We start from the raw sequence: 13,118 nt of genomic DNA on the forward strand, positions 1-13,118 counted from the left end.
TCCCCGCGCCCGCCACGCAATATCTGCCAGCCCCGACGCCGCCGCGGCTAGACCGAATGGAGTCGCATCGGCGCGCCGGTTTCTGCCCGCAGTGCGACCTCCGCCTCCAACATATAGTCTCGGGTGATCGGCAAGGCGGTGCGCGAACGCGCGAATTGCAGCTGGTAATTCACCAACCCGCCATTGACGAAGCTCACATAGGATCCGGCGAGATAGTAGGTCCACATCCGGAAGAAGCGTTCGTCGTACAGGTCGACGATCGCGTCGTGCGCTGCCACGGTGCGGTCGTACCAGGCCTTTAGCGTATACGCGTAATGCAACCGCAGCACTTCCACGTCGGTGAGGAAGTAGCGCAACCCTTCATAGCCCTTGGCGATCTCCGACAGCGCCGGGATATAGCCGCCGGGGAAGATGTATTTCAGCGTGAACGCATCGGTATAACCCGGGGCCCCAGCCCGCCCGATCGTGTGGAGCAGCATCACGCCTTCGGGTGTCGTCAGTTCGCGGCACTTGGCGAAAAAAGTGCGGTATTGCGGCGTGCCGACATGCTCGAACATGCCGACCGAAACGATCCGGTCGAACTGTCCCTTCAGCGCACGATAGTCGATCAGCTCGAACTTGACCTTATCCGAGACGCCGGCCGCGGCCGCACGCTCACGCGCGATCTTCAACTGCTCCTCTGACAGGGTGATCCCCAGCACCTCGGCGCCGGTCGTCGCGTGGATATAGAGCGCCATGCCACCCCAGCCGCAGCCGATATCCAGCACGCGCATCCCCGGCTCGATCGCCAGCTTGGCCACGATATGCGCCTTCTTGTCGCGCTGTGCCTGCTCAATGCTGTTTCTCGGGTCGGTAAAGTAAGCGCAGCTATATTGCCGGTCGACATCGAGGAACAGGTCGTAGAGGCGCGCCGAAAGATCATAATGGTGGGCGACGTTCCGCTTCGATTGGCGCGCCATGTTGGTGCGGCCGATCATATGCGCCACCTTGCCGGTAAGCAGGCGGAACCGCGACGGATGGAGCACCGCATTGCTGGTTTCCCAGCGGTTGTTTGCTGTGACCATGGTAAGAAGATCGAGAATGTCGCCCTGCTCCAGCTGCAGGCTGCCATCCATATAGGTTTCGGCGGTGCCGAGTGCGGGATCGCGCACGATCCGCGCTTCGGCACCCCGCCCCAAGTGCATCGTCACCGGCGCAAGCTGCGGATCCGGGGCGCCGAAACTGCGCGAGCTACCATCGGCACGGACAAGCGTCAGCTGGCCGCGCTTCACCGCGCGGTCGAGGAAATGTTCAATCAGAGCCATTGCGATCCCGTACTGCGCTCATGTTTCGCCGAAACCCGCACCGCGTTTCCGCCGTTCGCAGCGAACGGCGGACGCGTTACGGGACGAGAACGAAACGCAACCTGAACGCAGGGGTTCACCTGCCCCGCAAAAAAGTCCCCGCTGCCCGCATCATTTCGCGCAGCGTGCAGACACGCTGTTGCAGATCACCGTGCCGTTCCCCAACGACACACGAAAGTTCAGTCCGCGCGGATCGGGCGCGCCTTCATAATAGTCGGTGCTGATCAGCTGCGCGCCCGAGGTGATCGCCGCATCCAGCCGACTGCGATCATGGTTGCGCGCCTCCAGCGTTTCGGAATCGGCGCGGGTCCGCACCATGAAGCCCGCACGCACCCGCCGCGTGATGGTGGCCATATCTTTGCTCGGGCTCTGCATGTTGAAGAATGCCGCTTCCGGCGCGTCCTCCGGATACCAGCCGAACATCATCCGCCCCTTCAGGCTGGCATGACCGCTACGGTAGCGCTCCTCGTTCGCCTCCGACGTATCCAGCACGAGCAGGAACTTGCCACGCGATGCGCCGACGGTCGGCCAGCGATGGGCGGTCACCGCCTCGCGCAGCGTCGGCAGATTGCCACGGACGTCGTCCGGGGTGATCACCCGCTCGCGGCCGAGGGTCGCGGCGATATCGCTATCCAGCGCGTCCAGTGTGGCGGCATCGAAGCCGATATCGGTGGTGCGCAGGCCCGGGATCGGCCGCACGTCGCTGGCATTGACCAGGAGCATCACCGGCAGATGGCCCGGATGCGCATCGGACCAGCGGCGGAAGATCGCCATGCAGGCGCGGAAGGTGCGGCAATGCGTCTGCCAATCGAGCCCCGGCACATGGATCGTTTTGGCGCCCGGTGCGGCCATCTCCGCCTTGATTTCGGCCGGACCATCCGCATAGGGCGCGGCATAGGCGCCGCCCTGCGGATCGGGCGCGACATCGATCTCGAGCTGGCGCAGGCCCAGCGCGAGCTGGCTTTCGAGCGGCGGATGGCCATAGGCCAGACCGTCCCATTCCTTCGGCGCGAGCGCGCGGATGCGGGCTTCCACCTGCGGCAACGGATAGGGGCGATAGCTGTTGTGCGAACCCAGCATCCGCACCTGATCGAGCCGCAGCGAATCGAGGCGCTTGTCGGCATCGGGCATCGACCCACCCGGCGCCATCGCCATCAGCAGCCCCGCCGCGCCGATCATCCACCCAATACGCATCATCATTCCTTTTCAAACGAACCCGTTGGCGGAGCCTGTGGCGAGCTTTCGTTCCGGAACCATGACAAGGGCGCACAGAAAAGCGGCGGCGGCGACAAAAATCGCCACCGCCGCCGAAAGGGGCGCTATTCGATCAGTTGCCGGTCGGGCCGGTCGGCGTGCTGGCCTGGGCCGATTGGCCGCTCGTCTGCGCCTGCGCCGCGGCCGCCTGAATCTTCTGGTTCAACGCGGGATCGGCGGCCATCGCCTGGCTGATCTCGTTGAAGCGCTGCGGCTGCAAACCCGATTCCGTGATCGCCGCCACGAAGCGCGTGTTCTTTTCCGCCGCCGGGACGGTGGTATCGGCGTTGATCTTGTTCACTGCCAACGCTGCCGCGGCATATTGCTTGACCTCGGCATCGGTGACGGCGCTCGTTGTCGTCGTCGCCTGCGCCGAGCCCGTTGCGGCCTGTGCCGGCGCCTCGGCGGACTGGGCCGGGGCGGCATGGTCCGCCATGTCATGATCGGCCGGAGCCTGGGGAGCGGTGGTCTGGGCCATCGCCCCCGTCGCCATCAGCACACCCGCGGCGGCCATGGTCGAAAACAGCATTTTCATCATCATCTCCTCGCAACAATGAAACTCTCTACGAAAGGGGTAACGTGCAGTTGGGGAAAGGGTTCGGGCCCGCCCAGGCTCTTCACGACGGGTCGTGGCGGGGGCGGGACAACGCGAACCCGCCCGCAGCCAAATCCCATGACTGGAAATCGCACGGTTTTTCGACTATGTGCAGCGAATGCAGACAGTGTCGGCCGCGCCCATGCCCATCCCCGGGCACATCGATCCCGTGCCCGTTCCGCGTGCCCAGAGCCCGCGCCCGGATGGTCGTGTCGACCTGATCGGTCTTTCCCGTGACGGCATTCGCGCCGCGCTGGAGACTGCCGGTCTCGAACCGAAACAGGCCAAGCTGCGCGCCAAGCAGCTGTGGCACTGGATCTACAATCGCGGCGCCACCGACTTCTCGGCGATGACCGACATCGCCAAGGCGCAGCACCCGTGGCTGGCCGAACGCTTCGTGATCGGCCGCCCCGACGTGGTCGAGGCGCAGGTCTCGAACGACGGCACCCGCAAGTGGCTGCTCCGCTCGCCCGACGGGCAGGATTACGAGATGGTGTTCATCCCCGACGCCGATCGGGGCACGCTCTGCGTCTCCAGCCAGGTGGGCTGCACGCTCAATTGCCGCTTCTGCCATACCGGCACGATGCGGCTGGTGCGCAACCTTACCGCCGGCGAGATCGTCGGCCAGGTGATGCTCGCGCGCGATTCGCTCGGCGAATGGCCGAGCCAGCCCGAAGGCCGCCTGCTCACCAACATCGTGATGATGGGCATGGGCGAGCCGCTCTATAATTTCGACGAGGTGAAGGCCGGCCTCCAGATCGTCATGGACGGCGACGGCCTGGCGCTGTCCAAGCGCCGCATCACCCTTTCCACCTCGGGCGTGGTGCCGATCATGGCGCGCGCCGGCGAGGAGATCGGCGTGAACCTGGCAGTATCGCTCCACGCGGTCACCAAGGACGTGCGCGACGAGATCGTGCCGCTCAACAAGAAATACGGCATCGAGGAGCTGCTCCAGGCCTGCGCCGACTATCCGGGCGCCAACAATGCCCGCCGCATCACCTTCGAATATGTGATGCTGAAGGACAAGAACGACAGCGACGCCGACGCGCACGAGCTGGTCCGCCTGCTGCGCAAGTACAAGCTGCCCGCCAAGGTGAACCTGATCCCGTTCAACCCCTGGCCGGGCGCGCCGTACGAATGCTCGACGCCCGAGCGGATCCGGTCCTTCTCGAACATCGTGTTCGAAGGCGGCATCTCGGCGCCGGTGCGCACCCCGCGCGGGCGCGACATCGATGCGGCGTGCGGCCAGCTGAAGACCGCATCGGAGAAGAAGAGCCGCGCGCAGCTCGACCGCGAGGCCGAAGAGAAGTTCGCAGCGCTCGGTTGAGCAGCGGCGGGCGGTTCGGCTAGGATGGCAGCCATGCTGTCGATCCTGCTGAGTCTCGCCCTCGCCGCCCCTGCTGGTCCCTGCGCCGACGCAAAGACCACCGTGGCAATGGATATCTGCCTAGACAAGGTTAGCGCCGCCGCCGATGCTGAAATGGCGCGCTACCTCGCAGCCGCTCGCAAGCGCGCCGCTGCGGACAATCAGGGGCTTGCCGGTGCGATCGATCTGGCGCAGGCGCAGTGGCTCGACTTCCGCAAGGCCGAATGCGCCGCCGTTTATGCCTATTGGCAGGGCGGAACGATCCGCGGCGCGATGTTCCACAACTGCCGCATTGATCTTACCCGCGCGCGCACCCACTGGCTGTGGAAGACGTGGCTGACCTATCCCGATTCGACCCCGCCGATCCTGCCCGAGCCCGGCGTCAGCGCGGACGGAACATCCTGAACAGCGCGTCCTCGCTAATCTCAAAATAGTCGGCCGGGCCGCCGCCGCGCAGGATCGGCCGGGCGCGGGCGGTCTGGTAGACGCCGTCCTCCAACATCGCCTTGTCGATATGGATGCCGATGGCTTCGCCCAGGACGAGCCAGGTGTCGACTTCGGCACCTTCCTTGTTTTCCAGGCGGATCAGCTGGGTCAGCCGGCATTCGAACTGTGCGGGGCTGGCGGCGACCCGGTCCGGCCGCACGGTGCGCGACGGCAGCGTCTCGATTCCCGCGAGGGTGAATTCGTCCACCTCCGGCCCGGCCATCGCGGCACTGGCATTCATCGCCTCCGCCAGCGGGCGGGTGGCGAGGTTCCAGACGAATTCCTTCGTCTCGGCGATGTTGGCGACGCTGTCCTTCCACCCGGTCGAGGCGAAGCCGAGGATCGGCGGCCGATAGTTGAACAGATTGAAGAAGCTGTAGGGCGCAAGGTTGCGCACGCCATTTGCCGAGACCGTACTCACCCAGCCGATCGGGCGCGGGCCGACAATGGCATTGAGCGGATCGTGCGCCAGGCCGTGCCCGCTGCCGGGTTCATAGAAATGGAAATCGGTGGGCATGGTGGCTCCCGCAAAATATCGTGTGCGCAAAACCGATTCCGCTCGGCGCGCGAATCCCCTACTATCGGCGACGCAGCCAGCCCAGCCCCCTGTTCGCCTCCTCCATTCGGGGCGAGGACAAGGTTGGCCGAACATGGCAAGGGATATGCAGATGGCCGACCACCCCCGTCTGATCTACCGCCACCGGCTGGTTACGCGACTGTGGCACTGGATCAATGCGATCGTGCTGATGATCCTGGTCGGCAGCGGGCTGATGATCTTCAACGCCCATCCCCGGCTATATTGGGGGCAATATGGCGCGAATTTCGACGCCGCCTGGCTCACCCTGCCGCGATTTCCCGGCTGGATGACGATCCCGTCCTACTACAGCCTGGCCGGCGCGAGGCACTGGCATCTGTTCTTCGCACTGGTGCTGGCGTTCGGATTGCTGCTGTATGTACTGTGGAGCCTGGCGAACGGTCACATCGCCCGCGACCTTCGCATCCGCGCCCGCGAACTGGGGCCGCAGCACCTCTGGGCCGATTTGAAGGCGCATCTCGCGTTGCGCTTTCATGATCCCGATGCTCCCGCCGCGTACAATATCTTCCAGAAGATCGCCTATGTCGGCACGCTGTTCGTGCTGCTGCCGACGGTGATCTTTTCCGGCCTGGCGCTGTCGCCGGGAATGGACGCGGCCTGGCCCTGGCTGACGGCGGTCTTCGGCGGACGGCAATCGGCACGATCGGTACATTTCCTTGCAATGGCGGCGATCCTTGCCTTCCTGCTCGTCCATCTGACGCTGGTGCTGCTCGCAGGGCCTTTCAACGAAATGCGATCGATGATTACCGGGTGGTGGCGCGTGCCGACGGAGGACGAAGCATGATCGTTACCCGACGCGCCCTGCTCGTCGCCGGCAGCGCCGGCCTGCTGACCGGCTGCGACCGGTTCACCGACAGTCCGGTCCTCGCAAGCGCGGAGGAAGCGCATCGTTTCCTGCAGCGCTCGATCGGCCGCGGGGCGCTCGCCACCGAGTTCCGGCCGGAACAGCGCAGCCCCCGCTTCCGCGTCAACGGCACGCACCACCCGAACACGCCCGAATACAATATCTGGGCCGGCACCCGCTTCGTCGACTGGCGATTGGCGGTGGACGGCATGGTCGCCCGCCCGCTCCGGCTCAGCCTCGGCCAGCTCCAGGCGATGCCGCAGCGCGCACAGATCACGCGGCACGACTGCGTCGAGGGGTGGAGTGCGATCGGCAAGTGGCAGGGGCCGCAGCTCGCGACCGTGCTCCAGGCGGCGGGGATCAGCCCGCTGGCGCGCTACATCGTGTTCCACTGCGCGGATCGATACGGCAACAGCAACTATTACGAATCGATCGACATGATCGATGCGCTGCATCCCCAGACGATCCTTGCCTGGGCGCTCAACGATCGGCTGCTCGATATCGGCCATGGCGCGCCGCTGCGGCTGCGAGTCGAACGCCAGCTCGGCTACAAGCACGCCAAGTATCTGACGCGGATCGAAGCCGTCGCCTCGCTCGCCCGGATCGGCGCGGGCAAGGGAGGCACCTGGGAGGATAGCAACGGCTATCAATGGTATGCGGGAATCTGATCCCCGTCAGCGCCGCAGGCAGGCGAGCGCCGCCGCATCGATCGCGCTTGCCGCCCCGTCGAGCACATAGCTTTCGGCGAACGGCATTCCGTTCGCAGCCACGCTTTCCACGCTGAGCGCCCGCCCGCCCCGCATCGCCGCGACGATCGCCGCGCCGGCGCGCGCATCCGGTGCCCAGGCATCGCGCGGCCCGGCGACGAGCGTGAAGCGCCGCTCGCCTGCGGTCAGCACCACGCGCGCGTCCTTGCCGCGATCATGGCCAAGCCGCACGTGCAGCTGGTTGCGCAGCCCCCTGCCCGGCCAGGTGGCGATGCTGACGAACGCGCCGTTCCGCCGTGCCCGGTCGATCGGCCGGGCGATGGCGAAGCAATGCAACGGCGCGGCTTCGCGAAACGCGCCCCAGCTCTGGTAGATGCCGATCGTCGAACGCCCGGCGGCAGCCTCCCCGGCCATCAGCAACAGTGCGAGAAGGCCGATCATGCCGGCGCGGCACCACGCCCGGTGCCGAGATGCACCAGTGTTTCGACGCCCGCCTCGATCCGGACGATCGATCCCTGCGGCAGGTCCGGCGCCACCGGCGCATCGAACTGCGGCAGCACGTCGCGGCCGGTCATCACCCCGCGCAGGATCCGGCTCGACATGCCGTGCATGATCACCAGCCGGTCGCCGGGATCCTCGTCGGTATCGGCCAGCCAGCCCGAAACACGGGTGGCGATCGAATCATACCACTCGCCGCCTTCGGGCGGGCGCGTGTACAACCCGTGCTCGGCATCGAGGAAGGATCCGACCTCCCGCTCCAGATCGGCATAATAGCGGCCGCTCCACCGGCCCATGCCGATCTCGACAAGGCGATCGTCGGTCCGCGCCTGATGCCAGTCGAGCTCGAGATGCTCGGCGATGATCGCCAGCGTCTGCAAGGCACGTCCGGCGCTCGACGCCCAAAGCGCCATTTTCGGCCGGGGGCCGAGCATGGCGCGCAACGCCGCGCCCATCGCATCCGCCTGCGCGAATCCGGCGCGGGTCAACGGAGTATGCAGGTGATCGCCCTGCATCCGGCGGGCGATGTTGAACACCGTCTCGCCATGCCGCGCGATGAAATCGCGGCCCTTGCGCTTGGTCGCCATGGCGCTTCTCTCAGGCGAAACGCGCGGAAACGCAATGTCCCATTTTGGCCCGATTTCGTTCAGCGCGGCGACAGCGATGCGGGCGCAACTGCTGTGGCGCTCGCGGAGCACGCGGGGAACGAACGGGAGGATACCGACATCGCAGGCGGCGCCGAGCATATCGGCCCGCGCCACCCGTCCTTGCCCCAAGCGACCAGCCGAGGCCCTGTGCCTGCGGCCGATCCCGGCCCGGCCCGATAGGGCGGGCTCTTGTTAGGAGTATTGTATGCGTACCAAGCTTTCCATCGTCGCCCTGGTGGCCAGTTCCGCCGTCGGCGCCCCGGCCTTCGCCCAGTCGCAGGACCAGAGCTTCGCCGGATCGCACGCCGAAGTGATCGCCGGCTGGGACCGCGTGAACGACAAGTCGTCGTTCGATGCCTCGCGCGACGGCGTCACTTTCGGCGGCAATATCGGCTACGACATCCAGCGCGGCAGCACCGTGTTCGGCGTCGAGGGCGAAGTCACCGGCTCCAGCATCAGCGACCGCAGCAGCAACGTGCTGAACGCCGGCGATCGGCTCCGCGTGAAGGCGGGCCGCGATCTCTATGTCGGCGGCCGCCTCGGCTTCCTCGCTGGCCCGAACACGCTGCTCTACGCCAAGGCCGGCTACACCAACGCCCAGTTCATCACCGACTATAGCTCGCCCAACAGCACGCCCGCGCTCGATCTGCGCGCGCGGGACAATCTCGGCGGCTGGCGTCTCGGCGCGGGTGCCGAGTTCAAGCTGACCAACCAGGTCTTCGCCAAGGCGGAATATCGCTATTCCAACTATGGCTCGCAGGCGAACGGCGTCGATCCCGAACGCCACCAGATCGTCACCGGCATCGGCGTGCGCTTCTGATCACCGAAAAGGCGTTTCGTCTGTTGAAAAGGGGGTCGGAGCGGGGTTGCTCCGGCCCTTTTTCGCGTTAAGGGTACGTCATGGCGCATTGCCACCGGCCGGGTCGCGCCGGGTGAAATGTTGGGCGACGGCCCGGGGGTTTGAGGTACATGAAGGCGACGATCGAACGCGCAACTCTGCTGAGGGGCCTGAGCCACGTCCAGTCCGTGGTTGAGCGGCGCAACACGATTCCGATCCTGTCCAACGTGCTGATCGATGCACAGCTCGGCGGATCGCTGCGGCTGATGGCCACCGATCTCGATCTGCAGATCGACGAGACGATTCCGGCGGCAGTCGACCAGGTCGGCGCGACGACCGTCTCGGCGCACACGCTGTTCGACATCGTCCGCAAGCTGCCCGAGGGTTCGCAGGTGGTGCTCACCGCGGCCGAGGGCAAGTTGACGGTGGTGGCGGGCCGCGCCCGCTTCCAGCTGGGCACGCTGCCGCGCGACGATTTCCCGATGATCGCCGAGGGCGAGCTGCCGACGACGTTCGAGCTGCCGGCCGAAACGCTGAAGCAGATCATCGACAAGACCCGATTCGCGATCTCCACCGAAGAGACGCGCTATTATCTGAACGGCATCTTCTTCCATGTGACGGACGACGCCAACCGCCTGCTGCGCGCCGCCGCGACCGACGGCCACCGGCTGGCCCGCGTCACCGTGCCCTGCCCCGAGGGCGCGGACGCGATGCCGGGCGTGATCGTGCCGCGCAAGTGCGTGGCGGAGCTGCGCAAGCTGCTCGACGAGGTCGATGGTTCGGTGGGCGTATCGCTCTCGCCGTCGAAGATCCGCTTCGATCTGGGCCAGGCGATCCTCACGTCGAAGCTGATCGACGGCACCTTCCCCGATTACAGCCGCGTGATCCCGACCGCGAACGACAAGCTGCTCAAGCTCGATCCGAAGAGCCTGATGCAGGGCGTCGACCGCGTATCGACCATCGCGACCGAGAAGACCCGCGCGGTGAAAATGGCGCTGGAGCGCGACAAGGTCGTGCTTTCGGTCACCAGCCCCGAGAATGGCGTCGCCGCCGAAGAAGTGCCCGGTGAATATGCCGCAATGGGCTTCGAGATCGGTTTCAACAGCCGCTATCTGATGGATATTCTCGGCCAGATCGAAGGCGACCTGGTCGAAGTGCATCTCGCCGATGCCGCCGCGCCGACGCTGATTCGCGAGAATGATGCATCGCCCGCGCTCTACGTATTGATGCCGATGCGGGTTTGACCGCACGCGAAGAATCCATTTCTTCGCAAATACTTGTGATGGTTTATGGGTGCTTTCCGACCCGATCCGCGCTTTCCCCGGCTTTGCCGGTGGAAGGCCGCGGCGCATAGGGTTGGCCGTGCCCCGAGGGTCGCACTTACGGGACGTGGGTCGGACGGCGGATCTTTGCGGATGCGTCGTCCGGCTCGGGCAACTTGAAAGATCCCCCGTTCTCGTCTATTGACATCCATGTCAGTTATCAGGATCGGATGGAATGGCGACCCAGCCCCCCCAGACGCTCAATCCCGGTGTGCCATTGCGGCGCGAATGGGGTACCGCCTTCGCGGCGCTGCGCCGTCTGCTCGCAAATGGCGACGATACCGAACAGGTTTTCCGCATCATGCGTGCGCTGAATGGAGACGTCACGCAGCGCAACTATCGCAAGCTGCTGCGGGTGCAGGGCGGCGGCAAGCTGGCCTATCGCCGGCTGGAACTTGCCCAGCGCCTGTGCGACCGCAGCTGGATCGACAGCTTCGCCCCCGGCACGCTTGGCGCGGCCTATCGCGATTTCCTGGACAGCACCGGCTATTCGGCCGACGGGCTGGTGCAGGTGAGCATGGTCGAAGGCGGCTTCCAGGGCATCGACGTCGAACATCCCTATGCCTGGATGGGGCGGCGCGAACGCGACATCCACGACATCTGGCATGTGCTGACCGGCTACAAAGCCGACGAACATCTCGGCGAACTCTGCCTCGTCGCCTTCTCCTATGCGCAGACCGGCGGCCTTGGCTGGGGCTTCATCGCGCTGGGCGGAGCAATAAAGAGCATTCGCACCACCGGCCGCTTCGATTGCGTGAAAGCGATCTGCGAAGGCTACCGCCACGGCAAGCGCGCCCGCTGGCTGCACGGCGAGGATTATGAAGCGCTGCTCGAAGAGCCGCTGGAAACGGCGCGGCGGCGGCTGGGTATTGCCGAACCTGCACGCTATCGCATCGCCCAGGCACGGCTGGAAGCGGCGGGGATCGACGCGCTTTAGCGTGGGATGCCATGATGTTGACCCGTTGACCCACCGGGACTGGCCCGCCACGGCGGGGCAACATCACGTCCCCTCGCTTAGGGCGTCTTTCCCTTCTCCAGGTCCGATTTCATCTGGGCGGCCAAGGCGTCCAGCATCTCGGCACTGAACAGGTCCTCCGGCACGGCGAAGCGCTTGGGATCGATCCTGCCCGTTTCCAGCCGGTCCAGTTGCATCTTCGCCCCCATCATCGCCCCCTGGACCGAAAGCGGGGCGCCCTTCTGGCGGATCACGGCGAGGATGGCGCGGAAATGCCCGCCCTTGTCCATCGGGGCGAACGCCGTGAGAAACGTGCCGACCATCGCTTGCAGCACGGGACCGACCGGCGCCAGCTGCGGCGCATCGGTGCAGGCCATATCCATGCTGCCGGCGGGATCGCGCTTGCCCTTGGGCCACACCCGCCATCCCTGCCCCTTCAGCCCCAGCACTTCCGTGGCAGGCAACGGTTCGACGGTCGGCGTTATCGGGTCCGGCGTGGCCAGCTTTGCGGTCTGGGGATCGGCGCGGAACAGCACGCCGAGGAACTTCAGCATATCGTCGCGGCGACCGGTGATCGAGATGCCGCCGAATTTTTCCAGCGTCAGATATTCCGCTCCGCCATGACGGAGATAGACGAACTCACCCACCTCGACGCGCGCATCGCCATTGTCCGCGACTTCCACCGTCAACCGGTCGTCGCCGGCGCGGTACAAGGCGGAGACATCCGCGAGCGCCGGCCACGGGGCCAGCACCAGCAGCAAGGCGAGCGCGCGCGCGAGGCGGCGAGACATCATCACTTCTTGGTCGGGCTGGCTTCCGGTGCGGGCGCCGGGGCAGGTGCGGGTGCGGGTGCGGTGCCTGGTGCCGGTGCGGCCCCGGCCTTGTCGCCGGCTGCCTTGGCGGCTTCGAGCGCCTTGTTCGCCTGATCCATGATCCGCTGGCGCAGCGCCGCGCGGTCAAGCACCTTCGGCAGCGCGAATTCGGTCGCCGGAATCGCGCCGGGCTTCACGTCCTGCAAGGTCAGCGCATCGCCCAGGCGCAGCACCATGCCCTTGCCGACCACGTCTTCCAGTACCTTTTCCGCCTTGGGAATGCTGGTGAACATCGTCGCCATGCGGGCGCTGGTCAGGCGCGTCTGCATCCCGATCGCCGCGGCGACATTGGCGAAGCGCGAATCCTTGCTCACTACGATGCGGATCGAATCGCCATTGGGATTGCCCTTGGGCTGGACGCTCCAGATCGTGCCCTTCTGGTCGGCGACCTTTTCCTCGCCCACTTCCACCGCCTCATACTCCGGATCCTGCGGCAGCGCCTGGGGCTTCATGCCCTTTTCCTTGGCGATATCCTGGGTCGCGCCAACGAAATCGGCGAAGCTGGCGGCGAACTTGTCGTTGCCTTCGCTGATGACGACATAGTCGGTGCCGCCCTTACGGATCAGCGTCTGCGGGCCGGCTTCCACCTTTGCATCGCCATTGGCAGCGGCCTTGACGGTGATGGTGCCACGGCCGCCGGCGGCGGTGTAGCGCACCGTCACATCCTCGGGCGCCTTGGAACAGGCCGCGACCAGTAGCAGCGCGGCAATCGTGAGAGTCTTGCGGATCATGTGTTTCTATCCCTTCGCCCCGGTCTATCGGCCAAGCGGTGTTCGTGGGCAAGGTGCTGCGCTAC

Annotated in this window: 15 protein-coding genes; 7 read left to right on the top strand and 8 right to left on the bottom strand. The window is 65.9% G+C overall.

Annotated elements, in window-relative coordinates:
• Nucleotides 1–47: 47 nt before the first annotated feature.
• The 3 genes from DD559_RS00380 to DD559_RS00390 all read right to left on the bottom strand — a co-directional run bounded on the left by DD559_RS00380 (nt 48) and on the right by DD559_RS00390 (nt 3,132).
• Nucleotides 48–1,304: an SAM-dependent methyltransferase gene (locus DD559_RS00380; protein WP_116467451.1), complete on the bottom strand. Its 1,257-nt coding sequence runs from the start codon at nt 1,302–1,304 to the stop codon at nt 48–50.
• 150 nt (nt 1,305–1,454) lie between these two features.
• Nucleotides 1,455–2,543 (bottom strand): Ca2+-dependent phosphoinositide-specific phospholipase C, encoded by a 1,089-nt coding sequence (locus DD559_RS00385; protein WP_116467452.1) that lies wholly within the window; start codon nt 2,541–2,543, stop codon nt 1,455–1,457.
• 127 nt (nt 2,544–2,670) lie between these two features.
• Complete coding sequence (locus DD559_RS00390; RefSeq protein ID WP_133243751.1) at nt 2,671–3,132, bottom strand: DUF4168 domain-containing protein; 462 nt, start codon at nt 3,130–3,132, stop codon at nt 2,671–2,673.
• 202 nt (nt 3,133–3,334) lie between these two features.
• On the opposite strand from DD559_RS00390, the gene rlmN reads away from it, so the two are divergent.
• Complete coding sequence (gene rlmN, locus DD559_RS00395; protein WP_497006771.1) at nt 3,335–4,519, top strand: dual-specificity RNA methyltransferase RlmN; 1,185 nt, start codon at nt 3,335–3,337, stop codon at nt 4,517–4,519.
• Between the two features lie 33 nt (nt 4,520–4,552).
• On the top strand, nt 4,553–4,963 hold the full coding sequence (locus DD559_RS00400) for a lysozyme inhibitor LprI family protein (protein WP_116467455.1): 411 nt from the start codon (nt 4,553–4,555) through the stop codon (nt 4,961–4,963).
• Here DD559_RS00400 and DD559_RS00405 read toward each other — a convergent pair.
• Complete coding sequence (locus DD559_RS00405) at nt 4,941–5,561, bottom strand: flavin reductase family protein (protein ID WP_116467456.1); 621 nt, start codon at nt 5,559–5,561, stop codon at nt 4,941–4,943. The two genes, DD559_RS00400 and DD559_RS00405, sit on opposite strands and share 23 nt — an antisense overlap.
• 151 nt (nt 5,562–5,712) lie before the next feature.
• Between DD559_RS00405 and DD559_RS00410 the strand changes: the two genes are divergently transcribed.
• Nucleotides 5,713–6,423: a cytochrome b/b6 domain-containing protein gene (locus DD559_RS00410; RefSeq protein ID WP_116470610.1), complete on the top strand. Its 711-nt coding sequence runs from the start codon at nt 5,713–5,715 to the stop codon at nt 6,421–6,423.
• Nucleotides 6,420–7,151: a molybdopterin-dependent oxidoreductase gene (locus DD559_RS00415; RefSeq protein ID WP_116467457.1), complete on the top strand. Its 732-nt coding sequence runs from the start codon at nt 6,420–6,422 to the stop codon at nt 7,149–7,151. Before DD559_RS00410 ends, DD559_RS00415 begins: the two co-directional genes overlap by 4 nt.
• A gap of 6 nt (nt 7,152–7,157) precedes the next feature.
• Here DD559_RS00415 and DD559_RS00420 read toward each other — a convergent pair whose 3' ends face one another.
• Nucleotides 7,158–7,631: a hypothetical protein gene (locus tag DD559_RS00420; protein ID WP_116467458.1), complete on the bottom strand. Its 474-nt coding sequence runs from the start codon at nt 7,629–7,631 to the stop codon at nt 7,158–7,160.
• Nucleotides 7,628–8,275, bottom strand: a complete 648-nt coding sequence (locus tag DD559_RS00425; protein ID WP_116470611.1) for a histidine phosphatase family protein — start codon at nt 8,273–8,275, stop codon at nt 7,628–7,630. Before DD559_RS00425 ends, DD559_RS00420 begins: the two co-directional genes overlap by 4 nt.
• 265 nt (nt 8,276–8,540) lie before the next feature.
• Between DD559_RS00425 and DD559_RS00430 the strand changes: the two genes are divergently transcribed.
• The 3 genes from DD559_RS00430 (at nt 8,541) to DD559_RS00440 (ending at nt 11,432) form a co-directional block, all read left to right on the top strand.
• A complete protein-coding gene (locus DD559_RS00430) occupies nt 8,541–9,155 on the top strand; it encodes an outer membrane protein (RefSeq protein ID WP_116467459.1) in 615 nt (204 codons plus the stop codon).
• 149 nt (nt 9,156–9,304) lie between these two features.
• Nucleotides 9,305–10,417, top strand: coding sequence for a DNA polymerase III subunit beta (gene dnaN, locus DD559_RS00435; RefSeq protein WP_116467460.1), 1,113 nt, complete (start codon nt 9,305–9,307; stop codon nt 10,415–10,417).
• Nucleotides 10,418–10,670: 253 nt separating this feature from the next.
• A complete protein-coding gene (locus DD559_RS00440) occupies nt 10,671–11,432 on the top strand; it encodes a Coq4 family protein (RefSeq protein WP_116467461.1) in 762 nt (253 codons plus the stop codon).
• Nucleotides 11,433–11,509: 77 nt separating this feature from the next.
• On the opposite strand, the gene DD559_RS00445 is transcribed toward DD559_RS00440, so the two are convergent.
• Nucleotides 11,510–12,241 carry a hypothetical protein gene (locus tag DD559_RS00445; RefSeq protein ID WP_165830942.1) on the bottom strand — a complete coding sequence of 244 codons (732 nt, stop codon included), beginning with the start codon at nt 12,239–12,241 and terminating at the stop codon, nt 11,510–11,512.
• A 2-nt stretch (nt 12,242–12,243) separates the two neighbouring features.
• On the bottom strand, nt 12,244–13,053 hold the full coding sequence (locus DD559_RS00450; protein WP_116467463.1) for a hypothetical protein: 810 nt from the start codon (nt 13,051–13,053) through the stop codon (nt 12,244–12,246).
• Nucleotides 13,054–13,118 lie beyond the last annotated feature (65 nt).

Source organism: Sphingomonas pokkalii (assembly GCF_003096275.1).
GTDB classification, from domain to species: Bacteria; Pseudomonadota; Alphaproteobacteria; order Sphingomonadales; family Sphingomonadaceae; genus Sphingomonas; species Sphingomonas pokkalii.

Coding starts and splice junctions, on each gene's coding strand:
- DD559_RS00380 (WP_116467451.1), bottom strand. CDS start 1,304: ATGGCTCTGATTGAACATTTCCTCGACCGCGCGGTGAAGCGCGGCCAG.
- DD559_RS00385 (WP_116467452.1), bottom strand. CDS start 2,543: ATGATGATGCGTATTGGGTGGATGATCGGCGCGGCGGGGCTGCTGATG.
- DD559_RS00390 (WP_133243751.1), bottom strand. CDS start 3,132: ATGAAAATGCTGTTTTCGACCATGGCCGCCGCGGGTGTGCTGATGGCG.
- rlmN (WP_497006771.1), top strand. CDS start 3,335: ATGCCCATCCCCGGGCACATCGATCCCGTGCCCGTTCCGCGTGCCCAG.
- DD559_RS00400 (WP_116467455.1), top strand. CDS start 4,553: ATGCTGTCGATCCTGCTGAGTCTCGCCCTCGCCGCCCCTGCTGGTCCC.
- DD559_RS00405 (WP_116467456.1), bottom strand. CDS start 5,561: ATGCCCACCGATTTCCATTTCTATGAACCCGGCAGCGGGCACGGCCTG.
- DD559_RS00410 (WP_116470610.1), top strand. CDS start 5,713: ATGGCCGACCACCCCCGTCTGATCTACCGCCACCGGCTGGTTACGCGA.
- DD559_RS00415 (WP_116467457.1), top strand. CDS start 6,420: ATGATCGTTACCCGACGCGCCCTGCTCGTCGCCGGCAGCGCCGGCCTG.
- DD559_RS00420 (WP_116467458.1), bottom strand. CDS start 7,631: ATGATCGGCCTTCTCGCACTGTTGCTGATGGCCGGGGAGGCTGCCGCC.
- DD559_RS00425 (WP_116470611.1), bottom strand. CDS start 8,275: ATGGCGACCAAGCGCAAGGGCCGCGATTTCATCGCGCGGCATGGCGAG.
- DD559_RS00430 (WP_116467459.1), top strand. CDS start 8,541: ATGCGTACCAAGCTTTCCATCGTCGCCCTGGTGGCCAGTTCCGCCGTC.
- dnaN (WP_116467460.1), top strand. CDS start 9,305: ATGAAGGCGACGATCGAACGCGCAACTCTGCTGAGGGGCCTGAGCCAC.
- DD559_RS00440 (WP_116467461.1), top strand. CDS start 10,671: ATGGCGACCCAGCCCCCCCAGACGCTCAATCCCGGTGTGCCATTGCGG.
- DD559_RS00445 (WP_165830942.1), bottom strand. CDS start 12,241: ATGTCTCGCCGCCTCGCGCGCGCGCTCGCCTTGCTGCTGGTGCTGGCC.
- DD559_RS00450 (WP_116467463.1), bottom strand. CDS start 13,053: ATGATCCGCAAGACTCTCACGATTGCCGCGCTGCTACTGGTCGCGGCC.